This is a genomic window from Microbacterium sp. BLY (assembly GCF_017939615.1).
Classification (GTDB): Bacteria; Actinomycetota; Actinomycetes; order Actinomycetales; family Microbacteriaceae; genus Microbacterium.
Genome location: NZ_JAGKSR010000001.1, coordinates 2,458,496 through 2,481,381 on the forward strand (window position 1 = coordinate 2,458,496; position 22,886 = coordinate 2,481,381).

The following is a 22,886-nucleotide window of genomic DNA, read 5'->3' on the forward strand; positions in this document are numbered from 1 at the left end:
GGAGCGCGTGCGTAAAACGTCCGCCGTTCTGGCCACCCTCAGCCTCGCCGCCCTCGCTCTGACGGGGTGCAGCGTGACCGCGTCGTCCGCCGATGCCTCGTGCGATCGTGATGGGCACGCCAACGGCATCGACAGCGCCGTCACGGTCACCGGCGACATCGGCGCGGAGCCGGACGTCGAGGTCTTCGCGCCGGTGCGCCTCACCGAGACCTCGTATGCCGACGTCGTGACCGGGGATGGACGTGCGCTGGTGGACGATGCGCAGCCGCTGGTCGCCGAGATCTCCATCTACAACGGGTCCACCGGAGAGCAGGTCTTCGAGACCGCGTACGACGAGGATTCCTCGCGGGCGACGAGCATCGGGTACTGGGCCACGCAGTCGCCGGGCCTCGCCGACGTCATGGCGTGCGCTACGGCCGGCACCCGCATCGTCGCCGGCCTCACTCCCGAGGACTTCGGCGAGGCGAACCTCGCCGGACTCGGCATGGAGGACGACGATATCGCGGTCTTCGTGATCGATGTCGTCGACGCCTATCTGCCCAAGGCCGAGGGCTCCCTGCAGTTCAACGACGCGCAGGGCATGCCGACGGTCGTCCGCGCCGACGACGGCACCCCCGGCATCATCATCCCCGACAGTGATGCTCCGGATGAGCAGGTCGTACAGACGCTGATCCGCGGCGACGGCGAGGAGCTGACGGAGGAGGACACGCCTCTCGTGCACTTCGCCGCGGTCGACTGGGACAAGAAGACCGTCCTCCAGAGCACCTGGGGTCAGAGCGCCGCCGCGAACCTCCGCGAGATCGCCGCGCCGGTCGCCGATGCCCTCGTCGGACAGCCCGTCGGATCGCAGGTCCTCGTCGTGCTGCCCAAGACAGAGAACTCCACCGCCATGGCGGTCGTGGTCGACATCCTCGGCGTGTCCCCGGTCTCCGCACCCTGATGGCCGCCCGGATCCCTGCCGAAGAGCGCCTGACGAATCTCGTCGTGGCGCTCATGGCCACGGAGATCGGGCTCACCAAGCAGCAGATCCTCGACAACGTCTCCGGCTACCGCCAGCGCGCCGACGCCGGGACGCGCTCGGACGCGCTCGAGAAGATGTTCGAGCGGGACAAGGACGAGCTCCGTTCCCTCGGCGTCCCGATCGAGACGATCGGCGATGCCGCCGACCCGAACGACCTCCGTGAGGCGCGGTACCGTATTCCGCAAGCGGAATACGACCTGCCAGGAGACATCGAGTTCTCTCCCGCGGAGCTCGCCGTCCTCCGACTGGCGGGGAGCGTGTGGAGCGCGGAGTCGGCCTCGGGCGACGCGCAGTCCGGAGTCCGTAAGATCCGTGCGCTGGGCATCGACGGCGACGAGCCGATCATCGGCTTCGCCCCCCGCATCACGGCGCGCGACGCGGCCTTCGCCCCTCTGCAGGACGCGATCGAGCGCTGTCGGGTCGTCGCGTTCGACTACCTGAAGCCGGGCGAGGACGCTGCGCGGCGCCGCCGCATCCGGCCCCTCGCTCTCGTCGACTACGAGGCGCGGTGGCACGTCTACGGCGTGGATGTCGACATCGAGGAGGACCGCACGTTCCTGCTCAGCAGGATCGTCGGAGACGTGACGGTGAGCGCGACGAGCTTCGACCCCGCGCTGCGCGAAGGGGCGGGGGAGCGGGCGCTGAGCGGACTCGAGCGCGTGGCGGCTGAGAACTCCGCACTGCTGGAGATCACCCCCGGCACGGAAGCGGCGCTGCGGCTGGGGCGTCGCGCGAGCGCGGCGCCCCAGGGCATCCGCGTGCCCTTCGTCGATCTGCACATCTTCGCGGACGAGCTCGCCTCCTATGGTCCGGAGGTCAGGGTCGTCGAACCGGCGCCGCTGCGGGAGGCCGTCATCGCCCGGCTCCGTGCGGTCGTCGACGCGCATACGGACACGGAGGTCCGCTCATGAGCGCCGCTCACAAGCCGCTCCTGGCCGCCGACCGGGTGCGCCTCTACCTCACCCTCGTGCCGTATCTGCTCGAACACGGTCCCGTGTCGCTCGCGGAGGCCGCAGAGGAGTTCGGGGTGACCCCGCGGGAGATGCGGGCGATGGTCGAGAAGCTGACGGTGATCGGTCTCCCCGGTGAGGCAGGCTACTGGCAGCAGCCGCAGGAGATGTTCGACATCAACTGGGACCTCCTCGACCTCGAAGACGTGATCGAGATCACCAACGACGTGGCGCTCCGCCGCGTGCCGCGGTTCACCGCGCGGGAGGCGGCCGCACTCCTCGCCGGCCTCCAGATGGTTGCCGCGGTACCCGCGGTCTCGGACTCCGGACTCGTCGCCGGCCTCATCTCCAAGCTCTCCCGCGGTGCGGCTGACGCCCCCGCGGACGTCGTGATCGCACCCACCGCGGTCGACGAGGTGCGCGAGGTGGTCGCACGTGGCCTCCACAATCGCGTGGCCATCTCGTTCACGTATCAGGCCCCCGATGCAGCGCCGACGACGCGGACCGTCGACCCGGTGCAGATCCTCATCACCAACGGGCAGTGGTACCTCCAGGGGTGGTGCCACATGCGCGAGGCGATGCGCACCTTCCACCTGGATCGCGTGAGCGCCCCCGTCCTCACCGACATCCCGATCACCCACGGTGGCGATCGTGTGCCCGAGGCCTTCGCGGGGCTCGACGAGGAGCGGGAGGTGACGGTGCGGGTGCCGGAGCGCCTCGCACCGCTCCTCGGCGGCTTCGTGCCGTCCGAGACGCTGCGGGCCGACCACGGAATGGTGACCACGCAGCTGCACCTCGCCGACCCGCGGGGCATCAAGCGCCTCGCGGCCCGCTTCGGGGGAGCGATGGAGGTCTGCGAACCCGGCATCGCGCGCACGGCCACGCGTGAGTGGGCGTCCGCCGGACTCGCGCTCTACCACCGGCCTGATGCCGAGGTTTGATCTGTAGACTGGGGCGGAAAGCCCCCCTACGACGGGATTGTCGATATGTTCGCTGGAATGCAAGGCTGGCACCTGCTCATCGTGCTGGCCGTTATCCTCCTCCTCTTCGGCGCTGCCAAGCTGCCGGCTCTCGCGAAGAGCATGGGCCAGTCGGCCCGCGTCTTCAAGGGTGAGATGAAGGCCATGAAGGAAGAAGACGCGGTTCGTGCCGAGTCGGCTCCCGCGGAGCCGACGACGGTGAAGGACTCGGGCATCGACCCTGAGACTCCGCCTCGCGCCTGACCGGCCGTGGCAGCCATCGAACCGACCGTGATGCCGACGGCGGATCGGGATCGGCGGATGTCGCTGGGCGCACATCTCGTCGAACTGCGCAAGCGCCTCATGTACGCGGCGATCGCTCTGGTCGTCGGCATGGTCGTGGCGTTCATCATCGCGGACCCGGTCATCCATTTCATCACCGGTCCGATCCGCATCATCTCGGACCAGCGAGGTGATGACTTCAGCGCCTTGAACTTCGCGACAGTGACGTCCGCGTTCGACATGCGTATGCGCATCGCCTTCACGATCGGCCTGTTCCTCTCCGCACCCGTCTGGCTGTGGCAGATCTGGGCCTTCATCATGCCCGGCCTTACCCGCAAGGAGATCCGCTACACCGTCGGCTTCGTCGTCGCCGCGGTGCCGCTGTTCTTCGCGGGGTGCTATCTCGGGGTGCAGATCATGCCGCACGTCATCGAGCTCATGTGGAGCTTCACCCCGGAGGGCGGAACCAACTTCTACTCCGCGCAGGAGTACTACGACTTCGTGTTCAAGCTGATGATCGTCATCGGCATCTCGTTCGTCCTCCCCGTCTTTCTCGTCGCACTCAACCTCGCTGGCGTGATGTCGGGCCGCGCCATCCTCAAAGGGTGGCGGGTGGCGATCCTCATCGCGACGATCTTCGCCGCGCTGGCGACCCCGGCAGCGGATGTGGTGAGCATGCTGATGCTCGCCGGCATCCTCATCGTCCTCTTCTTCGCGGCCGCCGGCCTGTCCCTCCTGTTCGACCGGCGTAAGCGCAAGCGCGATTCCGCGGCCGGACTCGTGCCGGACGCCGCATGACTTCGCCGTCCGAGCGCTATGCGCGGGCGCAGGAGAGCGCGGCTCATCCGGAGACGGCGGCATTCGCCGCACGGCAAAGGTTCCAGCTCGATCCGTTCCAGGTGGCGGGGTGCCATGCGCTCGAGAACGGGCGCAGCGTGCTCGTCGCCGCTCCGACGGGCGCGGGGAAGACCATCGTGGGGGAGTTCGCCATCCATCTCGCGATGCAGACGGCGACGGACAAGGCGTTCTACACGACGCCGATGAAAGCCCTCTCGAACCAGAAGTTCCGTGAGCTCGTCGATGTGTACGGGCCCGACGACGTCGGGCTGCTGACCGGCGACACGAACATCAACGGCAACGCCCGGATCGTCGTCATGACGACCGAGGTGCTGCGCAACATGATCTATGCCGACTCCTCGGCGCTGCGCGAGCTGCGGTACGTGGTGATGGACGAGGTGCACTACCTCGCCGACCGCTTCCGCGGCGCCGTGTGGGAAGAGGTCATCATCCACCTTCCGCCCCGAGTGCGCCTGGTCTCACTCAGTGCCACGGTGTCGAATGCCGAGGAGTTCGGGGACTGGCTCGACACCGTCCGCGGCGACACCGAGGTCATCGTCTCCGAGATCCGGCCCGTTCCCCTGGAACAGCACGTGCTGGTGCGGGACGACCTCCTGCCGCTGTTCGACGACCGCGCCGGGATTGCCACCGCACAGGTGAACCAGGAGCTCATGCGGATCCGGTCGTTCACCGGCTCCACGTACGACAACAATCGGCAGGCGCAGGCCTATCGCAGCAATCGGCACGCGGGGCGGCAGGCCGCGCGACCGCCGCGGGGCGGCCGGCGACCGGTCAGGGCCGCGAACGCTCGTCGCATCGAGCGCATGGACCGGCCGGACGTGGTCGAGCTGCTCGAGCGCTCCAACCTCCTTCCGGCGATCTTCTTCATCTTCAGCCGTGTCGGCTGCGATGCGGCGGTGCAGCAGGTCCGTCGCTCGGGGCTCCGGCTCACCTCTGCGGAGGAACGAGCCGAGATCCGGGCCATCGTCGAGGATCGGACGCGCACGCTGCAGGACGAGGACCTCGGCGTGCTCGGGTACTGGGAGTGGCTCGACAACCTGGAGCGCGGCGTCGCCGCGCACCATGCCGGTCTGCTGCCGGCGTTCAAAGAGGTCGTCGAGGACCTCTTCCAGAAGAAGCTGCTGAAGGTCGTCTTCGCGACCGAGACGCTGGCGCTCGGCATCAACATGCCCGCGCGGACGGTCGTGCTCGAGAAGATGGAGAAGTTCAACGGCGAGGCCCGCGTCGCCATCACGTCCGGAGAGTACACGCAGCTTACGGGGCGCGCCGGCCGGCGCGGCATCGACGTCGAGGGACACGCCGTCGTGCAGTGGAGCGAGGGCATGGACCCGCAGGCCGTCGCCGCTCTCGCCTCCCGTCGGACATACCCGCTCAACTCCAGCTTCCGGCCGACCTACAACATGGCCGTCAACCTGATCGACCTGTTCGGTCAGACCAGGGCCCGGCAGATCCTCGAGTCCTCGTTCGCCCAGTTCCAGGCCGACCGGGCCGTCGTCGGGCTGGCCCGGCAGGTGCGGGAGGCGGAGGAGTCGCTGGAGGGCTATCGGTCCGCGATGGCGTGCGAACACGGGGACTTCCCGGAGTATGCGGCGATCCGCCGCGAGCTGAGCGACCTCGAGAAGAAGAACCGGCAGGACACCCAGGCACCGCGAGCCGCACGCGACAAGCGCATGAAGCGCATCCAGACGCTCCGCACCCGGATGCAGCGCCACTCCTGCCACCGGTGCCCCGACCGCGAGGCGCACGCCCGCTGGGCGGAGCGCTACTGGAAGCTCAAGCGGCAGACCGATCGCACCCGCCGGCAGATCGAGACGCGGACCGGGACGGTGGCGCGGGTCTTCGACCGTGTCGTCGAGGTCCTGGAGACGCTGGACTACGTGCGGCGCGACGAGGACGGCATGCAGCTGACCGATGCCGGACGCACGATGCGCCGCATCTACGGCGAGCGGGACCTCCTCGTGGCCGAGTCGCTGCGTCAGGGGCTCTGGAAGGGGCTGGACGCGCCATCGCTCGCGGCGATGGCCTGCTGCCTCGTCTACGAGCCACGTCGCGACGAGGCCAACGCGGGGGAGCGGAGCCTCCCGCGGGGCGCCTTCCGGGCCGCCTACGAGAAGACCACGACGCTCTGGGCGGAGCTCGACGACCTCGAGCAGGACCACCAGCTGCCCGGAAGCGAGCCACTCGCCGCGGGTCTCGCCGGCGCGATGCACGCGTGGGCGCGGGGCGGGATGCTCGACCGGGTGCTCATCGACGCGGACATGGCCGCGGGTGACTTCGTCCGCTGGGCCAAGCAGACCATCGACCTCCTCGACCAGCTGTCGATCGTCGCCGAGGACGCGGTGCTCGCGCGGACGGCGCGCGCCGCCCTCGACGGCGTACGTCGCGGCATCGTCGCGTATTCGTCGATGTGAGGTCTCTGCGAATGACTGACACTCCCGCGCCAGCGCGCGCGCTTCTGCCCCTCTGGGCTGCGGTCCCGACCGCCGCCGTCGCCGCACTCCTCATGGATCTGACGTTCCCGGAGGCGGCGATCTGGATCCTCGCGTTCCCTGCCACCGCGCTCCTGCTGCTCGCCCTCATCGGGCGGCGGGCCGGTGGCGCGCTCCTGGTGGGCCTGGTCTACGGGATCGTGTTCTTCGCGTTGCTCGTGTCCTGGACATCGCGCTACCTCGGCCCGTTGCCCTGGGCCGCGTTGAGCGTGGTCGAGGGAGCGCTGACGGCGCTCGCGTTGATCCCGCTCACCCTGGCCTACCGGTGGGTGCCGCGGGCCTGGCCGGGCACCCGCGGACGCCTGCTCACGCTCCCCGCCGTGATCGCGGCGCTGTGGGTCGGCCGCGAACTGTTCCTCGGTTCCTGGCCGTACGGGGGCTTCCCCTGGGCGCGTCTCGGGATGAGCCAGGCGGAAAGCCCGCTCGCGACACTCACCTCGTGGGTCGGTGTGAGCGGGCTGAGCTTCCTCATGGTGTTCCTCGTCGCGATGGCGATCGAGATCGTCCGCACCGGCATCTGGCGTCGGCCCGTCGCCCTCCTCGCGCCCGCCGCGCTCGTACTCGTCCTCTGCGTCACTCCGCTCTTTCCGACCACACCGTCCGGTTCGATGCGCATCGCTGCGGTGCAGGGGAACGGACCCACCGGGTACTTCGACGAACGGGAGCCGTTCGCCGTGGTGCAGGCGCAGACCGACGCGACGGAACCGCTGTACGGCGAGGACGTGGACCTCCTCGTGTGGCCCGAGGGCGGACTCGATACGGACCCGTTCGCCAACTCGATCATCGCGCGCCGGATGACCCTCGTCGCGAACCGGGTCGATGCCCCACTGCTCGCGAACGCGGCGACCGGCCGCGGTGACCGGTACTACAACACCTCCATGCTGTGGCTGCCGGACGGCACGGCGACGCAGACGCACGACAAGCGCCACCCGGTGCCCTTCGGCGAGTACGTGCCCGACCGTGCGTTCTTCAACGCTCTCGTGCCCGATCTCATCGGCCTGATCCAGCGGGAGTACACCCCGGGCACCAACCCTCCGATCGTCGAGGTCGACGACGTCCGCGTGGGACTCGCCATCTGTTTCGATGTCATCTACGACGACGTCATCACCGAGGGTCTCTACGGCGGTGCCGAGGTGCTGGTCTTCCAGACGAACAACGCCGATTTCCGGGGCACGGATGAGAACCTCCAGCAGCTCGCCTTCGCTCGGATGCGCGCGATCGAAACGGGCCGGAGCGTCGTCAACATCTCGACCGTCGGCACGAGTCAGATCATCCTTCCGGACGGCCGGACGGTCACGAGCCTGGATGCGGATGAGGCCGGAGCGATGCTCGAGGATGTCGAGCTCCGCTCCGGCCTCACGGCGGGAATCGTTCTGGGCCCCTGGCTGCAGCAGGTGCTGCTGTGGGGCGGTTTGGGCGCGCTCGGTCTCGGGTGGTGGCGCGCCCGTCGGCGTTAGGCGCCGATCTTCTCGCGGGTGGGGTCTTCCCCGGCACCGCGACGGGCGCGGATGTAGGCGAGGCGCTCTTCGAGAAGCTCCTCCAGCTCCGCACGGGTGCGGCGCTCCAGCAGCATGTCCCAGTGGGTGCGGGCCGCCTTCTCGTCGGTGGCCTCGAGCGTGACGGCCTCGCCGTCGACCTTCAGACGTGCCTCGGCGCCGCAGGAGCGGCATTCCCAGGTCTGAGGCGGCTCGGCATCGGCCGCGAACATGAGCGTGGTGTCGTGTCCGCAGGTGTCACAGGTGTAGGTGGTCTCACGGCGCTCCATGAAAACGACGCCCTCTTCGCTCTGTAGGCTCTGGGCGCCGAGTCGGATGCCGCGCAGGCTGCGATCTGCCATTGTGTGGTCCTCTCGTCGCTGTCAGGTATAACGTTCGAGCCTGTGCGCTTCATCCACGTCCGCGCGTTCTGGGCGGTATTCACAGGGGAATCCCAGCGCCGGAGGTTATGGGGGCTTCTCAGGCGGGGCGGAGGGTCGCGAGTGCCACGTCGGAGTGGTCGGTGACCACTCCGTCGACGCCCGCGGCGACGAGACGCCGCATGTCCTCCGCGTCGTTCACCGTCCACACATGGACTTCGGTGCCGGCGCGGTGGGCGGCGCGCAGGAGAGCGGGCGTCAGCACCCGGATGCCGCCTCGACGCTCCGGGATCTGCAGGGCATCGACGTCACGGAGCAGCCGGCCGGGGGAGAGGCGCGCGGCGGAGAGAGACCGGACGGCCGCGATCGTCCGGGTGCCCCCGGACGTCGCCGGACGGAGATCCGCCCCCGCCTTCCGGATCGAATCGATCGTCGCCCGTCTGTTGGCGTCGGAGAAGCTCGTCACCAGCACGCGATGGGTGTGCGCGGACAGGATGCTGCCGAGCGGGTCGGCCGCCGCCGGGGTCTTCACATCGATGTTGAAACGCATCTCGGGGAAGGCGGAGAGCGCCTCGGTGACGGTGAGCAGGCCGCCGTGCTCGGCGAACAGGGCGGCCAGCTCGCGCGTCCGCACCTCGTGCACTTCCCGAGCGTCATCCAGCAGGCGCCGGAGGTCGGAGTCGTGGAACAGGACGACGTCACCGTCCGCGGTGACCTGGCAGTCGGTCTCGATGTAGTCGACACCCGCGGCGTGGGCGGCGGCGAACGCGGCGGCGGTGTTCTCCCAGACCCCGGACTCCCGGCCCTCCGCGGTGACGAGACCGCGATGGGCGAGGATCCGTGGCTGAGCGGTCTTGGCGAAGAACGGGTGGGTCACGCGCCCGGAGGGGGAGTGGGTGAGCCCGGGCCGGCCTTCGGCGTGAACGCGGTGCCGATGCCCTTCAGCGCCTCGGTCAGCTCGCTGGGGATGATCCACAGCTTGCTCGACGGGCTCTCGCTGATCTTCGGTAGCATCTGCAGGTACTGGTAGGCGAGGAGCTTGTCGTCCGGGGCGCCCTGATGGATGGCACTGAAGACGCTCTGGATCGCCTCCGCCTCACCCTGCGCCCGCAGCACCGCGGCCTGCTTGTCGCCCTCGGCGCGGAGGATCTCCGCCTGGCGCAGACCCTCGGCCTCGAGGATCGCGGACTGCTTCGTCCCTTCCGCCGTCAGGATCGCCGCACGACGGTCCCGCTCCGCACGCATCTGCTTCTCCATGGAGTCCTGGATGGAGACCGGCGGGTCGATCGCCTTGAGCTCGACGCGGCCCACCCGGATGCCCCACTTGCCGGTCGCCTCGTCGAGGACCACCCGGAGCTGGCCGTTGATGTTGTCGCGGCTGGTCAGCGCCTCTTCGAGGTTCAGACCGCCGACGACGTTGCGGAGGGTCGTCGTGGTGAGCTGCTCCACGGCCCCGAGGTAGTTCGCGATCTCGTACGTCGCGGCGCGGGCGTCGGTCACCTGGAAGTAGACGACGGTGTCGATCGAGACGACGAGGTTGTCCTCGGTGATCACGGGCTGCGGAGGGAAGGACACGACCTGCTCGCGCATGTCGATCAGCGGCCGCAGACGGTCGATGAAAGGCACGAGGATGTTGAGGCCGGGGGAGAGGGTCTTGTGATAGCGGCCGAGGCGCTCCACCACGCCGGCGGTCGCCTGCGGGATGATCCGGATCGCTCGGGCGATCGTGACGATCACGAAGATGATGACCGCGATCACCAGGATCCAGATGATCACGGTGGGGATGATCGATGCGTCGTCCACGCGGGCTCCTAGTCGTTGAGGGGTCGGACGATGGCGGTGGCGCCGTTGATCGCGCTGACGGCGACGGGAGCCCCCGCGGGGATGGCGATGGAGGTGGACGTCCTGGCGGTCCAGGTGTCGCCGTTGGCGAGCTTCGCCTGACCCGAGATCTGCGTGATCTCGCTCAGCGCGATGCCGCGGAGGTCGACCAGCGCCTCGACGTTCGAGCGCGTCGGGTCGGCGCCCCGGTGCAGCCGGCGGAGCAACGGCGGACGCAGGAACAGGATGAACAGTGCGGCGGCTGCGGCGGCGATGAGGATCTGGATCCAGACGGGGAGACCGAGGAAGTCGGTCACGAGACCGACGACGCTGCCGAAGCTCAGCATGAGGAAAGTGAAATCGAGGGAGAGCATCTCGATGACCAGGAAGACCGCGATGAGGACGAGCCAGCCGATCCATGCCCACTGGTCGATGAACGTGACGAACGTCGAGAAGTTGTCCATACGGCCTCCTTTGTCGTCAACGTATCACGCGCGCCGGCGCCCAGCCGGCTGCCACCGCGCCCCCTTGGTAATCTGTGAGAGCCGTGCGCTCACGGCGTTCCACGCACCATGAGGAGTCACCCGTGACCGACGTTCTTCCCGCAGGATCCCTCGACGGCAAGGTGGCCCTGGTCACCGGCTCATCCCGCGGGATCGGCGCCGACACCGTCCGGTATCTCGCCGAGGCGGGTGCTGACGTCGTCATCAACTACCGGAACAAGGCGCCGCGCGCGGAGAAGCTCGCGGCGCAGCTTCGCGAGCTCGGCCGTCGGGCACTGGTCATCGGTGCAGACCTCACCGACCCCTCGTCGGTCGCCGAGATGTTCGACGCCGTCCGCGCCGAGTACGGGCGCCTCGACGTGCTCGTCCTCAACGCGTCGGGTGGCATGGAGTCGGGCATGGCCGAGGACTACGCCCTGAAGCTCAACCGGGACGCGCAGCTCAACGTCCTCGAAGCCGCGACGTCGCTGCTGTCGGACGGCGCACGAGTCGTGTTCGTCACCAGTCACCAGGCCCACTTCATCCGCACGACCCCGACGATGCCGGAGTACGAGCCCGTCGCGCTGTCCAAGCGCGCCGGTGAGGACGCGTTGCGGGAGCTCATCCCGGGTCTTGCCGAGAAGGGGATCGGCTTCACCGTCGTCTCCGGCGACATGATCGAGGGCACGATCACCGCGACGCTGCTCGAGCGCGCGAACCCGGGCGCCATCGCTGAGCGGCGCGACTCCGCCGGCCGCCTCTACAACGTGTCGGAATTCGCCGCCGAGGTCGCCAAGGCCGTGATCGACCCCGTCCCGGCGGACAACACCCGCCTCGTCGGCGACGTGAGCGCCTTCGCCGCGGAATAGTCGCCGGACGCGAGACGCCCCGGAACCGCTGCTGCCGGTCCGGGGCGTCTCGCGTCTGCGGATCAGACGTCGGCACCGCCCGTGGTGAAGGCCTTCTCGTCCTTGCCGAGCGTGATCGCGCGGACGATCTGCACGATGCCGAGCACGACGAGGGAGATGCCGAGGAGCAGCCACAGGGCGAAGCCGGCGATCACGGGCGAGAAGAGGACGATGATTCCGGCGATGATGCTGAGGATCGCGTACAGCAGGGTCCAGACGCGCGAACCGTCGCTGCCGAGCAGCGAGAGCGCCACGACGCCGTCCACGATCCAGCTCACGCCGATGAAGATCACGACGACCAGCGCGAGCGTGGCGGCGGCGACGTTCAGGTTGAAGAAGGCGATGACGCCGGCGACGATGTAGAGCAGGCCGAGCACGATGTGTCCCACGCGCGACCAGCCGCCCTTCGCGCGGGAGAAGATGCCGAGGCCGATGTAGACGACGCCCGCGACGATCAGGTAGGAGGCGAAGATCGCCGTCACGATGACGGCGGACTTCACCGGCCAGACGAGCAGCGCGATGCCCGCGAGCAGGGCGAGAACGCCGGAGACCGCGAGAGCGACGCGGATCGACTTGAAGAACAACTTCGTTTCAGAGAGTGCTTCAGACATGGCGGGGAACCCCTTCTGAGAGAATCCTGTGAGGATGCCCCCAGGGTAGCGCCGGATGTCCGCCTGTGGGGGAGGAGAGGCTCCGCGCGTCGCAGATGGTCATTCCCCGTCTTCCGGCGTCATGGCAGGATCATCACGTGACATCGGTGGATGACGCTCGTCTGCGGGAGCTTGTCGTGATGCGGAAGGTCCGCGACCGTATCGATCGGGAGTACGCGAAGCCCCTGGACGTCGAAGCCCTGGCACGGGGCGTCCACATGTCCGCCGGTCATCTCAGTCGGCGGTTCCGCGATGCGTACGGCGAGTCCCCGTACTCGTATCTCATGACCCGCCGCATCGAGCGCGCCATGGCGCTGCTGCGTCGCGGCGACCTCAGCGTCACCGAGGTGTGCTTCGCCGTGGGCTGCTCCTCGCTGGGAACGTTCAGCACCCGGTTCTCGGAGCTGGTCGGTGTCCCGCCCAGCGTGTACCGTGAACGCGCCGCGAGCGTCGAGGGCATCCCGTCGTTCCAGGCCAAACAGGTCACCCGACCGATCAGGAATCGAGAAGCGCCGCGCCCCGAGGCGCACCTAACGTGAGCAGCATGAAGATCAGCATCCACTACGCCTTCCTCCCGCATACCGACGCCGACGCCGCTCTCGGCTTCTACCGCGACGCCCTCGGCTTCGAGGTGCGCAACGATGTCGGATACGACGGCCTGCGCTGGCTCACGGTCGGCCCGGTCGATCAGCCGGAGACCTCGATCGTCCTCCACCCGCCGGCCACCGACCCGGGCATCACCGACGCGGAACGGCAGACCATCCTGGAGCTCATCGCGAAGGGCAGCTACGGCGCTCTCACGCTTGCGAGCGACGACCTGGATGCCCTGTTCGACCGGCTGGTCGCCGTCGGGGCCGATGTCGTCCAGGAGCCCATGGATCAGCCTTACGGCGTCCGCGACTGCGCATTCCGCGATCCCGCGGGAAACCTGCTCCGTATCAACCAGGCCGCCTGACGGCCCCACCACCACGAAGGACGCCGCATGACCGCTGCCGAGCACCCCGCGGACACCCACGATCTCATCCGCGTGCAGGGCGCGCGCGAGAACAACCTCAAGGACGTGAGCGTCGACATCCCCAAACGGCGGCTGACGGTGTTCACCGGTGTCTCGGGCTCGGGGAAGAGCTCTCTCGTCTTCGACACGATCGCCGCCGAATCGCGCCGGATGATCGACGAGACGTACAGCGCCTTCGTGCAGGGCTTCATGCCGTCCGTCCCTCGTCCCGACGTCGACGTGCTGGAAGGCCTCACCACGGCGATCATCGTGGACCAGGAGCGCCTCGGCGCGAACCCGCGGTCCACCGTCGGCACGGTGACGGACGCCAACGCGATGCTCCGCATCCTGTTCAGCAAGCTCGGACGGCCCTACATCGGCGGGCCGACGGCGTTCTCGTTCAACATCCCGACGCAGAAGGCCAGCGGTGTGATGACCGGGCCGGGCGGAGAGGAGAAGATCGTGAAGGATGCGATCTATCTCGGTGGAATGTGTCCACGATGCGAGGGCAGGGGAGTGGTGTCGGACCTCGATCTGTCCCAGATCGTCGATGAGTCGAAGTCCCTCGACGACGGCGCGATCATGGTGCCCGGGTACACCGCAGACGGCTGGATGGTGAAGGGATTCTCCCAGTCGGGGTTCTATCCGGGCGACAAGCCGATCGCGTCGTTCACCGATAAGCAACGCCACCTCTTCCTCTACGGAGAGGTCACCAAGGTCAAGATCTCCGGCATCAACATGACCTACGAGGGCCTGATCCCGAAGATCACGAAGTCGATGCTCTCGAAGGACCTCGACGCGCTGCAGCCGCACATCCGTGCGTTCGTCGAGCGCGTCGCCACCTTCGCCGTGTGCCCGGAGTGCGACGGCACGCGTCTCACCGAGGGGGCGCGGTCGTCGAAGATCGACGGAGTGAGCATCGCCGACGCCTGCCGCATGCAGGTGACGGATCTTGCCGCGTGGGTCCGCGGCCTGGATCTCCCGGGTGCAGGGCCGCTGCTCCAGGCGCTGAGTGCCAACCTCGACGCCTTCGTCACCCTCGGTCTGGGGTATCTGAGCCTGGACCGGCCCTCAGGGACGCTGTCCGGGGGAGAGGCGCAGCGGATCAAGATGCTGCGGCACCTGGGCTCCTCACTGACCGACGTCACCTACGTGTTCGATGAGCCGACCATCGGGCTGCACCCGCACGACATCGAGCGGATGAACGGGCTGCTGCTGCGCCTGCGCGACAAGGGGAACACGGTGCTCGTCGTCGAGCACAAGCCGGAGACCATCGCGATCGGCGATCATGTCGTGGATCTCGGTCCGGGTGCCGGAAGCGCCGGGGGAGAGATCTGCTATCAGGGGAGCGTCGAAGGCCTCACGGCCAGTGGAACGCTGACGGGGCAGCACCTCGATGACCGCGCGCAGCTCAAGGACGCCGTGCGTGACCGCACCGGCGCCATCGAGGTGCGCGGCGCGTCCACGAACAACCTGCAGAACGTGGACGTCGACATTCCGACCGGCGTCCTGACTGTGGTCACCGGTGTCGCCGGATCGGGGAAGAGCTCGCTCATCCACGGTTCGGTGACCGGACGCGAGGGCGTGGTGGCGATCGACCAGTCCGCCATCAAGGGCTCGCGTCGCAGCAACCCCGCGACCTACACCGGGTTGCTCGAACCCATCCGCAAGGCCTTCGCCAAGGCGAACGGCGTGAAGCCCGCCCTGTTCAGCGCGAACTCCGAGGGCGCATGTCCCACCTGCAAGGGCGCCGGCGTCATCATCACCGAACTCGGGTTCATGGACACCATCGAGACGCCGTGCGAGGACTGCGGCGGTAAGCGCTTCCAGGCGGCCGTGCTGGAGTACAAGCTGGGCGGCAAGGACATCACCGAGGTGCTCGACCTTCCGGTATCGGAGGCCCGCAGCTTCTTCAGCGAGGGCGAGGCGAAGCTCCCGGCAGCGGCTGCCATCCTCGGACGTCTGGAAGACGTGGGGCTCGGCTACCTGTCGCTCGGACAGCCGTTGTCGACGCTGTCGGGCGGTGAGCGCCAGCGCATCAAGCTCGCGATCCAGATGGGTGAGAAGGGCGACGTCTACGTGCTGGACGAGCCGACGACGGGTCTGCATCTCGCCGACGTCGACACGATCCTCGGTCTGCTGGATCGCCTTGTCGACGCGGGCAAGACGGTGGTCGTGATCGAGCATCATCAGGCCGTCATGGCACACGCCGACTGGATCATCGATGTCGGACCGGGAGCCGGCCATGACGGTGGTCGCATCGTGTTCGAGGGAACGCCTGCCGACCTCGTCGCGGACGGCTCCACACTGACGGGTGAGCATCTGGCGGCCTACGTCGGCGGCTGACGGCGCCCATATGGATTATCCGATAATGCACATTATGTCAGTAAAGTGAGAAACCGCTCATGCGGCTGTCTCCCCCTTCATCCCTCGATCGCCCATCCCATGATCGCCTTCTGCACGCTCTTCAGGTGACGTTTGAACTCGTAGCCCACGAAGGCAGGATGGTTGGCGGCAGCGACCGAAACCTCACGCCCACGGACGAACGGCGGGCACGGCGCGAAACGAACACCGTCCGGGGCGCTGTCGAGGAGATCCGCAGTGATCCGATAGGGCGCCATGGCCGTGGCGTGCTCCCCCGGCCCGTCCGTGATGATCACATCGGCCTCTTGCACAGCATCGCTGAGATCCTCCTTCCACGGCAGCGCGGGTGTGCGGACCTCCTGCGGGCAGGCCTGCACGACATCGATTCCGAAAGCCCGATGGGCTTCCTCCCAGGCTCGAGCGATGTTGCCGTCCGGTCCCACCACGAGGACTCGGAGCGAGCGGACATCCCTCTCCCGCGATAGCGCGAAGAGATCGGACAGCACCTCGCACGGGTGGTTCACGTCCGTCATCGCGTTGACCACCGGGAGAATCCCAGGGGCAGCCAGCTGCCGAAGGACTTGCAGATCGGGATGTCGGACGACGAGCAGTTCGACCCACGCTGACAGGTATCCGACGACGTCGACCGCTTCCTCGACGGTCTCAAGCGCCTCCGGAGGAAAGACGATCGGCTGCAAACCCATCTCCGCAGCACCGCGTTCGAATGAGACACGCGTCCGCAGGCTCGAAGAAGGGAAGAACAGTGCCGCCGCGCCGTCCCTCCTCGCGAGGGTGCCCGCTTCGATCCGCGCAGCGCGCGCGAAGATCTCCCTCAGATCGTCCTCGGTGAGTTCGGTCAAGGAGAGAAGGTGGCGCACTCCCCTATTGTTGCGGACGGCTCCCGCCTCATGACGTCGTGAAGATCTCCTGTGCCCGCGCCACGATGTCATCCACTCGCGATTGGAGGAACGGACCGGGACACTCCGTTCCCGACCACGTCTCCTGGTGGGTGATGACGTGCTCTCGGTCGATCCGGAAGCGCACCGGAACGCCGTCCAGGGTTCGGCCGTCGAAGCCTGCGAGCCACGCGATCATCTGCGCGATCTCCTCCAACTGCGCCGGGGTCACCGTGTACTCCGGAGCCCCGGTGAAATCGAGCGTCTCCACCGCCACGGACCGCCAGTTCCAGTCCGCGCCGGTGGACGACGGCTTCGCTCCCGGGCGGATGGTCTCGATGACCGAGCCGTCGTGCCGCAGATAGAAGGTGGGAGCCGATGATCTCCTGTTGCAGCGGGAGAAGAAGTCCAACTGGTCGGATGTCGTGCCGGTGTGGTGGATGATGAAGCGGTCGATGACCGGGCCTACGGTTCGACGGTCGCGTCCCGCGATGCTCCGGTCAGCGCGCACCGTCGGGTCTGCGCAGTTCTCGAAGCCGAGCGGTACCTCGAGCCCCGTGACCGCGCGTTCGTAGACCGGCTCGTACTCGGGCAGCGCTCGGGGATTGTTCGGACTGCGTCCCGCGTCGTCTCCCTCTCCCCCGGAGTTCGTAGAGAGCCAGATGCCGACGCCGGTCACCGCGACGCCGGTTCCGGCAGCGATGAGGAATCCCCGCCGCGTGTGCGTCGCGACCCGGTCGTCGACGTCCCGTGCTCCCGGGCCCTCCGGACGCTGGCCCTCCCCGCGTGTGCTCACGCGGCCGGGCCGTTGTGGGGTGGCTCTCGGAGCACGACCGACACGATGCCACCGACGAAGAACTGGCTGAGGATGAGCGAGGCCGTCGAGGCGTCTGCTCCCCGGAAGCCCCCGCGTTTCCGCAGGTCTGCAGGGACACGGCCAGGGGAGGTCATATCGCGATCCTACGAGGTGCGCCTTGCCGAGCGGGTGTGCCCGGCGGGGCTCCCCATAGGTCTCGCGACGGCTAGGGTGAGTGCGGGAGCGATGGGGCCGAGAACGCAACTGCTGACAGTCGAGCGCGTCGGCTCACATGGGTCACCGGCGGAATCCTGCTCCTCCTCTCGGTCGTCATCTGGTTCACAGCCCGCGGGGCGCTCGCGTCCTTCGCGATCGCGAAGGACGCCGTGTTCGCATCGGCGGCCGTTCTGTTCGTGATCGGTTTCGGGCGTGCGGGTAGCGTCACCGATCGGCGGCCCGTGAGCACCGTCGCGGCCTTCGCGCTGGCTGTCGCGCCGTTCGCCCAGTCTCTCTGGTTTGGCCTCGTCCCGGAGTCGCCCGGCGACCCCAACGCGCGCGAAGACGCCTGGGTGCTTGCTGCCGCGCTGTACTACGGGAGTCTGGCCACGTTCGCGATCATCGCCGCTGTCGGAATCGGACGCGCGAGGGTCCTCCCGTCGCCCTGGCGCTGGGCCCCGCTGTGGGTCGTCTTCTGGACGCCACTCGCTTTCGTCGTCGGAATCACCGTTTCCTCGTCGGTGCCCTTTGACACCGCGACATCGAGGATCGCCGGTCATCTCGTCGTCGACGGGCCCGTGATCGGCACCGCCTTGCTCGGCGTCGTCGCCCTCGTCCTCGGCATCCGCGAGCAACGTCCGCGCATCGCGCCGGTCACCAGCACCTGGCCGTCCCCACCAGCCGACGATCCCCCGTCTGTCAGCGACTCATCCTCGCAGTCCGGAACTCATCCGCCCGCCGCGCGGTGATCTGCAACGCCTAGTACGAGGACCAGACGCCGAGCTCGTTGCCGCTCGGGTCGGCGAAGTGCAGGCGCCGGCCACCGGGGAACGCATACGGCTCCTGCAGGATCCGGCCGCCGGCGTCCTGGATCGCAGCGCTGGTCGCATCGAGGTCGTCGGAGTAGAGCAGCACGAGCGGACCGCCGACCGGTCGCGGCGCGTCCGCGAGCAGGAGCCCGCCGACCTCGCTCCCGTCGCCGCGGGGCGAGAGGATGCCCGCATAGCCGGGCCCGTAGTCCCGGAAGCTCCACCCGAAGGCGGTGGTGAAGAAGCGCTTCGCCACGTCGAGATCCGTGACGACGAGTTCAACGTAATCCAGGGCGTGGTGCTGCGAGGAGGCTGTCATGTGGGCACTCTAGCCACGGCGTCGGACATCGCTATGCAGGAGTAGCGTGGAAGGGTGCCTCAGGTCTCCCACTCCCCCGTCTCCACGCCGGGGTGGCGGGCCTGGGCGATCTGGTCCGTCGGCGTCGCGGCCTACGTGCTCGCCATCACCAACCGCACGTCTCTGGGTGCCGTCGGTGTCGAGGCCGCCGACCGGTTCCAGGCGGACGCCTCCACGCTCGCGCTGTTCGCCGTGGTGCAGCTCGCAGTCTACGGCGGCATGCAGATCCCGGTCGGCGTGCTCCTCGATCGCTACGGCTCTCGTCCGATCATCACGGCGGGGATGCTGCTCATGGCGGCCGGACAGCTCACCATGGCCCTCTCCCCCAGCATCGGCATCGCGATCGTCGCGCGCATCCTGCTCGGAGCCGGCGACGCCGCCGTCTTCCCCGCCGTGCTGCGACTGGTGGCCACGTGGTTCCCCGCGCAGCGCGGCCCCGTCATGGTCCAGTTCACCGGGATCATCGGGCAGGCCGGGCAGCTGATCGCGCTGGTGCCGGTCGCCGCCCTGCTGCACGCCACCACCTGGTCGATCACGTTCGGCAGCATCGCCGGCCTCGGCCTGCTCTTCACGATCCTCGTGTGGCTCATCGTGCGCAACAACCCCGCCGAGAGCGGCCCCGACGTGTCGGTGAACACGGACACCGGAGTCGTGCGTGTCGTGACGTCGGCGATCGACACGGGCGTCGGCATCCGGGCGGCGTGGGCGCATCCCGGCACGCGGCTCGCGTTCTGGTCGCACTTCACCACTCCGTTCGCCGGCACGGTGTTCGTGCTGCTGTGGGGCATGCCGTTCCTCACGGCCGGCGAGGGCCTGACCACCGCCCACGCAGCGGGGATCATCTCGATCTACGTGGTCGCGGGCATGATCCTCGGTCCGATCATCGGCGACCTCTCCCGCCGTCTGCCGAATCACCGCTCCCTCGCTCTCGTGCTCCCCGCGGTCGGCCTGCAGATGGCCGCGTGGATCGCCGTCATCGCCCTCCCCGGCCCCGCCCCGGACTGGCTGCTCTGGGTCCTCGCGATCGCTCTGGCGACCGGGGGCCCCGCGTCGATGATCGCCTTCGACCACGCGCGCACGCACAATCCCGTGCATCGCCTCAGCACGGCCACCGGCGTGACGAACGCGGGTGGTTTCATCGCGGCCCTGATCGCCGTGTTCGTGATCGGTCTCCTTCTCGACGCCCAGGGCGCCGGCACTCCGGACACCTACACGCTCGACGCGTTCCGTGTCGCGTTCCTCACCCTGATCCCGCTCTGGGTCCTCGGAGTGGTGTTCATCCTGATCGAACGCAAGCGGACGCGGATCCGCATGGGGCTGGATCCCGAGCGGCGCCGCTGAGCGCCCATAGGATGAGGCATGGCCTCCGCTCCCCCGTCGACCGCCGCCCTCCCGAGCGCCCGAGCCGGCCGCACGAGGCCACCGTTGACGGCGGGGCTGCTCGCCGGACTGCTCCTCGGTGCACTCTGGATCGTCTCCGGCGCCATCGCCCGACTGACCGGTTCCGACATCGTGCTGACGCGGTTGCTGAGCTTTGCCGGTGTCGGCCCGCTGCAGAGTCATGCCTGGCTGCTCCCCGGTGCGTGGGGCATCCTCGTGCTGGCGATGACGGCCGCCGTCCTGTGCAGCGTGGTCTGGATCGTGGGACGCGGAGCGCGGGGCGTCGGCCGGGCTCCCGCGTTCCTCGTGCTCTGGTTCGGTGCCGTCCTCGCCGGAACGGTCGTCGGGCTATGCGACGACGTCACCCGGGTGCTGTCCTTCCTCCCTCTCTCGGGTCTGCACGGTCTCACGGCTGCGGTCGTCGAGTCCGCGCCGGACACCGCCTACTGGGGACTCGCCTGGGGCTGGATCCCCGCCTGGGCGTTCTCGCGCAGAGCCGGTGAGGAATCTGCGCGGCGATGGTCCCCGCGCCTCCTCGGTCTCGCCGTCGCGAGCGCGGTCGCGCTCGTCGTCGTCGGGAGCCTGGCCGATGCCGCGTGGCAGCGCCAGATCGTCGAGGAGAACGCCGCGCTGCAGGGCATCACGGACGAGTCCGGAGCCTTCGTCGATCCGGCGGCCGTGGGCGATCCGGTGCCGGAGCGGGCCCCGGGGGATTCGACACCCCAACTCCCCGCAGACGCTTGCACCCCCGACAACGCCACGCTGCTTCTCGGAACCGCCGACGGGGCCACGGGGCACCGGGCCCAGAGCATCCGTCTGATGAACGTGGGAGAAGAGCCCTGCGTGGTCGAGGGGTATCCCGACATCGCCTTCGCCGACCAGAACGGCCATGCGCTCGACGTCGAGGTGCGGCCCGGTTCGTCCTTCCTGGCGACTGACCCCGGCTCCGTGCCCGTGACCGTGCCGCCCCAGGGCGAGGCGACCGCGGTGATCGGCTGGGACGCCCACGCGACGGACGGCGCTCTCGTGGCGCGTGCGCTGCACGCCGCCCTGCTCCCCGGGTACGACCGCGGTTCGTGGCCGGTGGAGCTCGACATCGTGTCGGGCTCGGTCGTCGAGATCACGGCCTGGCATCTGGGGGACGCACCGGCCGCGCCGTGACGGCGCTCCCCGCCGTCAGCGCAGCAGGTGCTGGAACGTCTCCACGATCAACTCGACGCTGACGCGCTCCGGCACCTCCGCGTCACCCGCTTCGAACTCGGCGAGCTCCACGCCGCGGACGTCGGCGGCCGGGATGGCGGCGAACAGCGCGGCCACCTGGTGCGGCAGCAGACCGTCGCCGACCCGATAGGCCGCGGGGATGTAGCCCGGCTCCAGCACATCCCAGTCGACATGGATCCACACCGGTCGCCCGGCGATGAGAGCGCTCAGCCGCTCCGGCGTGCTCTCCGCAGGGCTGAGGACGGTCACTCCCGCGCCGGCGAGGAGCTCCCCCTCGGCGGGGTCGATGTCGCGGCCGCCGACGACGATGACCTGCCGCGGGTCGATCCCAGCCCCGTGGCCGCTGTCCCACAGCCCGCAGGCGGCGGCGAGGACCATGCCACCGAGGTAGCCGGAGTCGGTGGTGTCGGGCGTGTTGAAGTCGCCGTGCGCGTCGATCCACAGCACCACCGCGTCGGGGTGGTGCTCGGCCACGCTCGGCAGCGTTCCGAGGCTCGCCGCACACGTGTTCGTCACGAGGAGCGGCGTCGCCTCCGCCGCGATCGCCTCCTGCACCGCGGCACGGAGGCCCGCGAGCGTGTCCGCAGCTTCGGGCAGCGCGACCGACCAATCGTCGAGCCGACCGGGCTCCGGAGTGCCGACCACCACCGGCTCCTGACGCAGAAGCGAGGACAGCGCGTCGGCGACGCGGCGCGCCCCGACGAGCGCTCCGTCGGTGCGGTCGGCGACGCGACCCTGGTTGAGGATGAGCGCGAACGGCCTGGTCATCCGATCAGTCTCGCACCCGGCCGAGACGGGAACCAAAACCGGTCCAGGACGCCTCGGCTATCGGCCGCGCGGCGTCCAGCCGGGCGACAGACTCCCGTCGACCATCGCGCGTTCCCTGTCCGCCGCGGCCGACCAGCCCTGTGCCTCGTTTTCGGTGTCGAAAGCGCCGCGCGCGACGCGGAACCCGACGTCCTCGTGATGCATGCGCGGTGCTCCCCCACGGCGGACCGACGCGCGCACGCTCCACGCGTCGTCGGCGAACCCGCCGCCACGGAAGACCCGATAGTCGTCATACCGTGCCGGGTCGAGGAGGTCCCAGCACCACTCCCAGACGTTGCCGAGCGTGTCGAACAGCCCGTGCAGGTTCGGGAGCTTCCCACCCACGTTCTGCGGCGTTCCCACCCCGTCGGCGGCGGTCCACGCGGCCTCGGCCAGCGGGGCATAGTGCGGCCCGGTGGCACCGGCGCGGCAGGCGTACTCCCACTCGGCCTCGGTCGGGAGCCGGTAGCCGTCCGCCGTGGTGTCCCAGGCGACGTCCTCGCCCTCGAAGTGGTACACGGGATCGAGTCCCTCCCACTCCGAGGCGGCGTTGCAGAAGTGGATGGCGCGCAGCCAGCTCACGTCGGCGACCGGGCGACGAGGATGCAATGACGGCGTGCCCAGGACCTCGGTGACCTGTTCTTCGGTCACGGGGAAGACGCCCACGGCGAAGGGCTCGAGCTGCACGGTGCGCCGTGTACGGCGACGGGCGTCGTGCAGCGTCACCGCTCCCGCGGGAAGACGGACCAGCTCGATGTCGCTCATGCGCG

General features: G+C 68.9%; 25 protein-coding genes. 14 read left to right on the forward strand and 11 right to left on the reverse strand.

The window, feature by feature from the left end; genetic code table 11:
- Positions 1–7: 7 nt before the first annotated feature.
- The 7 genes from KAF39_RS12055 to lnt are packed head-to-tail and all read left to right on the forward strand — an operon-like array spanning position 8 to position 8,016.
- Positions 8–940, forward strand: a complete 933-nt coding sequence (locus KAF39_RS12055; RefSeq protein ID WP_210677469.1) for a hypothetical protein — start codon at positions 8–10, stop codon at positions 938–940.
- Positions 940–1,932 carry a YafY family protein gene (locus KAF39_RS12060; protein WP_210677470.1) on the forward strand — a complete coding sequence of 331 codons (993 nt, stop codon included), beginning with the start codon at positions 940–942 and terminating at the stop codon, positions 1,930–1,932. The genes KAF39_RS12055 and KAF39_RS12060 overlap by 1 nt, the downstream gene beginning before the upstream one ends.
- Positions 1,929–2,912 (forward strand): YafY family protein, encoded by a 984-nt coding sequence (locus KAF39_RS12065; RefSeq protein WP_210677471.1) that lies wholly within the window; start codon positions 1,929–1,931, stop codon positions 2,910–2,912. The genes KAF39_RS12060 and KAF39_RS12065 overlap by 4 nt, the downstream gene beginning before the upstream one ends.
- A gap of 45 nt (positions 2,913–2,957) precedes the next feature.
- Complete coding sequence (gene tatA, locus KAF39_RS12070) at positions 2,958–3,194, forward strand: twin-arginine translocase TatA/TatE family subunit (protein ID WP_210677472.1); 237 nt, start codon at positions 2,958–2,960, stop codon at positions 3,192–3,194.
- Between the two features lie 57 nt (positions 3,195–3,251).
- On the forward strand, positions 3,252–4,010 hold the full coding sequence (gene tatC, locus KAF39_RS12075; protein ID WP_210678048.1) for a twin-arginine translocase subunit TatC: 759 nt from the start codon (positions 3,252–3,254) through the stop codon (positions 4,008–4,010).
- Complete coding sequence (locus tag KAF39_RS12080) at positions 4,007–6,481, forward strand: RNA helicase (RefSeq protein ID WP_210677473.1); 2,475 nt, start codon at positions 4,007–4,009, stop codon at positions 6,479–6,481. Before tatC ends, KAF39_RS12080 begins: the two co-directional genes overlap by 4 nt.
- A gap of 11 nt (positions 6,482–6,492) precedes the next feature.
- Positions 6,493–8,016, forward strand: coding sequence for an apolipoprotein N-acyltransferase (lnt, locus tag KAF39_RS12085; RefSeq protein ID WP_210677474.1), 1,524 nt, complete (start codon positions 6,493–6,495; stop codon positions 8,014–8,016).
- Here lnt and KAF39_RS12090 read toward each other — a convergent pair.
- The 4 genes from KAF39_RS12090 to KAF39_RS12105 form a co-directional block, all read right to left on the reverse strand.
- The gene (locus KAF39_RS12090; RefSeq protein ID WP_210677475.1) at positions 8,013–8,396 is read right to left on the reverse strand and encodes an RNA polymerase-binding protein RbpA; all 384 of its coding nucleotides are present in this window, start codon (positions 8,394–8,396) and stop codon (positions 8,013–8,015) included. The genes lnt and KAF39_RS12090 overlap by 4 nt on opposite strands.
- 118 nt (positions 8,397–8,514) lie before the next feature.
- Complete coding sequence (locus KAF39_RS12095) at positions 8,515–9,291, reverse strand: glycerophosphodiester phosphodiesterase family protein (protein ID WP_210677476.1); 777 nt, start codon at positions 9,289–9,291, stop codon at positions 8,515–8,517.
- On the reverse strand, positions 9,288–10,217 hold the full coding sequence (locus tag KAF39_RS12100) for an SPFH domain-containing protein (protein ID WP_210677477.1): 930 nt from the start codon (positions 10,215–10,217) through the stop codon (positions 9,288–9,290). Before KAF39_RS12100 ends, KAF39_RS12095 begins: the two co-directional genes overlap by 4 nt.
- 8 nt (positions 10,218–10,225) lie before the next feature.
- Complete coding sequence (locus tag KAF39_RS12105; RefSeq protein ID WP_210677478.1) at positions 10,226–10,699, reverse strand: NfeD family protein; 474 nt, start codon at positions 10,697–10,699, stop codon at positions 10,226–10,228.
- A 122-nt stretch (positions 10,700–10,821) separates the two neighbouring features.
- On the opposite strand from KAF39_RS12105, the gene KAF39_RS12110 reads away from it, so the two are divergent.
- Positions 10,822–11,586, forward strand: a complete 765-nt coding sequence (locus tag KAF39_RS12110; RefSeq protein WP_210677479.1) for an SDR family oxidoreductase — start codon at positions 10,822–10,824, stop codon at positions 11,584–11,586.
- Between the two features lie 62 nt (positions 11,587–11,648).
- Here KAF39_RS12110 and KAF39_RS12115 read toward each other — a convergent pair whose 3' ends face one another.
- Positions 11,649–12,236: an HdeD family acid-resistance protein gene (locus tag KAF39_RS12115; RefSeq protein ID WP_210677480.1), complete on the reverse strand. Its 588-nt coding sequence runs from the start codon at positions 12,234–12,236 to the stop codon at positions 11,649–11,651.
- Positions 12,237–12,415: 179 nt separating this feature from the next.
- Here KAF39_RS12115 and KAF39_RS12120 point away from each other — a divergent pair, with 179 nt between their 5' ends.
- From KAF39_RS12120 to KAF39_RS12130, 3 genes are read left to right on the forward strand one after another with little or no spacing between them, the layout of a single operon-like run.
- Positions 12,416–12,814: a helix-turn-helix transcriptional regulator gene (locus tag KAF39_RS12120; protein ID WP_210678049.1), complete on the forward strand. Its 399-nt coding sequence runs from the start codon at positions 12,416–12,418 to the stop codon at positions 12,812–12,814.
- 5 nt (positions 12,815–12,819) lie between these two features.
- A complete protein-coding gene (locus KAF39_RS12125) occupies positions 12,820–13,230 on the forward strand; it encodes a VOC family protein (RefSeq protein WP_210677481.1) in 411 nt (136 codons plus the stop codon).
- A gap of 27 nt (positions 13,231–13,257) precedes the next feature.
- On the forward strand, positions 13,258–15,615 hold the full coding sequence (locus KAF39_RS12130) for an excinuclease ABC subunit UvrA (RefSeq protein WP_210677482.1): 2,358 nt from the start codon (positions 13,258–13,260) through the stop codon (positions 15,613–15,615).
- A 77-nt stretch (positions 15,616–15,692) separates the two neighbouring features.
- Here the strand turns inward: KAF39_RS12130 and KAF39_RS12135 are convergent, their stop codons facing one another.
- From KAF39_RS12135 to KAF39_RS12145, 3 genes are read right to left on the reverse strand one after another with little or no spacing between them, the layout of a single operon-like run.
- On the reverse strand, positions 15,693–16,511 hold the full coding sequence (locus tag KAF39_RS12135) for an ornithine carbamoyltransferase (protein WP_307805205.1): 819 nt from the start codon (positions 16,509–16,511) through the stop codon (positions 15,693–15,695).
- A 28-nt stretch (positions 16,512–16,539) separates the two neighbouring features.
- A complete protein-coding gene (locus tag KAF39_RS16050) occupies positions 16,540–17,325 on the reverse strand; it encodes a peptidoglycan recognition family protein (protein WP_210677484.1) in 786 nt (261 codons plus the stop codon).
- Positions 17,322–17,480, reverse strand: coding sequence for a hypothetical protein (locus KAF39_RS12145; protein ID WP_210677485.1), 159 nt, complete (start codon positions 17,478–17,480; stop codon positions 17,322–17,324). Before KAF39_RS12145 ends, KAF39_RS16050 begins: the two co-directional genes overlap by 4 nt.
- 303 nt (positions 17,481–17,783) lie before the next feature.
- Here KAF39_RS12145 and KAF39_RS12150 point away from each other — a divergent pair, with 303 nt between their 5' ends.
- Entirely contained in the window at positions 17,784–18,290 is a 507-nt protein-coding gene (locus KAF39_RS12150) for a hypothetical protein (RefSeq protein ID WP_210677486.1), read from the forward strand.
- Positions 18,291–18,300: 10 nt separating this feature from the next.
- Here KAF39_RS12150 and KAF39_RS12155 read toward each other — a convergent pair whose 3' ends face one another.
- Positions 18,301–18,669 carry a VOC family protein gene (locus KAF39_RS12155; RefSeq protein WP_210677487.1) on the reverse strand — a complete coding sequence of 123 codons (369 nt, stop codon included), beginning with the start codon at positions 18,667–18,669 and terminating at the stop codon, positions 18,301–18,303.
- Positions 18,670–18,723: 54 nt separating this feature from the next.
- Between KAF39_RS12155 and KAF39_RS12160 the strand changes: the two genes are divergently transcribed.
- Complete coding sequence (locus KAF39_RS12160; RefSeq protein ID WP_210677488.1) at positions 18,724–20,049, forward strand: nitrate/nitrite transporter; 1,326 nt, start codon at positions 18,724–18,726, stop codon at positions 20,047–20,049.
- A gap of 18 nt (positions 20,050–20,067) precedes the next feature.
- Positions 20,068–21,249, forward strand: a complete 1,182-nt coding sequence (locus tag KAF39_RS12165; protein WP_210677489.1) for a DUF4232 domain-containing protein — start codon at positions 20,068–20,070, stop codon at positions 21,247–21,249.
- Positions 21,250–21,264: 15 nt separating this feature from the next.
- On the opposite strand, the gene KAF39_RS12170 is transcribed toward KAF39_RS12165, so the two are convergent.
- Together KAF39_RS12170 and KAF39_RS12175 are read right to left on the reverse strand one after the other, a co-directional pair.
- Positions 21,265–22,077: an arginase family protein gene (locus tag KAF39_RS12170; RefSeq protein ID WP_210677490.1), complete on the reverse strand. Its 813-nt coding sequence runs from the start codon at positions 22,075–22,077 to the stop codon at positions 21,265–21,267.
- A gap of 57 nt (positions 22,078–22,134) precedes the next feature.
- Positions 22,135–22,881, reverse strand: coding sequence for an SUMF1/EgtB/PvdO family nonheme iron enzyme (locus KAF39_RS12175; protein WP_210677491.1), 747 nt, complete (start codon positions 22,879–22,881; stop codon positions 22,135–22,137).
- Positions 22,882–22,886: the final 5 nt, after the last annotated feature.

Bases quoted from the DNA above. Each gene is read 5' to 3' on its own strand.
- KAF39_RS12060 (WP_210677470.1), top strand. From the start codon at position 940: ATGGCCGCCCGGATCCCTGCCGAAGAGCGCCTGACGAATCTCGTCGTG.
- KAF39_RS12065 (WP_210677471.1), top strand. From the start codon at position 1,929: ATGAGCGCCGCTCACAAGCCGCTCCTGGCCGCCGACCGGGTGCGCCTC.
- tatA (WP_210677472.1), top strand. From the start codon at position 2,958: ATGTTCGCTGGAATGCAAGGCTGGCACCTGCTCATCGTGCTGGCCGTT.
- tatC (WP_210678048.1), top strand. From the start codon at position 3,252: ATGTCGCTGGGCGCACATCTCGTCGAACTGCGCAAGCGCCTCATGTAC.
- KAF39_RS12080 (WP_210677473.1), top strand. From the start codon at position 4,007: ATGACTTCGCCGTCCGAGCGCTATGCGCGGGCGCAGGAGAGCGCGGCT.
- lnt (WP_210677474.1), top strand. From the start codon at position 6,493: ATGACTGACACTCCCGCGCCAGCGCGCGCGCTTCTGCCCCTCTGGGCT.
- KAF39_RS12090 (WP_210677475.1), bottom strand. From the start codon at position 8,396: ATGGCAGATCGCAGCCTGCGCGGCATCCGACTCGGCGCCCAGAGCCTA.
- KAF39_RS12105 (WP_210677478.1), bottom strand. From the start codon at position 10,699: ATGGACAACTTCTCGACGTTCGTCACGTTCATCGACCAGTGGGCATGG.
- KAF39_RS12115 (WP_210677480.1), bottom strand. From the start codon at position 12,236: ATGTCTGAAGCACTCTCTGAAACGAAGTTGTTCTTCAAGTCGATCCGC.
- KAF39_RS12120 (WP_210678049.1), top strand. From the start codon at position 12,416: ATGCGGAAGGTCCGCGACCGTATCGATCGGGAGTACGCGAAGCCCCTG.
- KAF39_RS12125 (WP_210677481.1), top strand. From the start codon at position 12,820: ATGAAGATCAGCATCCACTACGCCTTCCTCCCGCATACCGACGCCGAC.
- KAF39_RS12130 (WP_210677482.1), top strand. From the start codon at position 13,258: ATGACCGCTGCCGAGCACCCCGCGGACACCCACGATCTCATCCGCGTG.
- KAF39_RS12145 (WP_210677485.1), bottom strand. From the start codon at position 17,480: ATGACCTCCCCTGGCCGTGTCCCTGCAGACCTGCGGAAACGCGGGGGC.
- KAF39_RS12155 (WP_210677487.1), bottom strand. From the start codon at position 18,669: ATGACAGCCTCCTCGCAGCACCACGCCCTGGATTACGTTGAACTCGTC.
- KAF39_RS12165 (WP_210677489.1), top strand. From the start codon at position 20,068: ATGGCCTCCGCTCCCCCGTCGACCGCCGCCCTCCCGAGCGCCCGAGCC.
- KAF39_RS12170 (WP_210677490.1), bottom strand. From the start codon at position 22,077: ATGACCAGGCCGTTCGCGCTCATCCTCAACCAGGGTCGCGTCGCCGAC.
- KAF39_RS12175 (WP_210677491.1), bottom strand. From the start codon at position 22,881: ATGAGCGACATCGAGCTGGTCCGTCTTCCCGCGGGAGCGGTGACGCTG.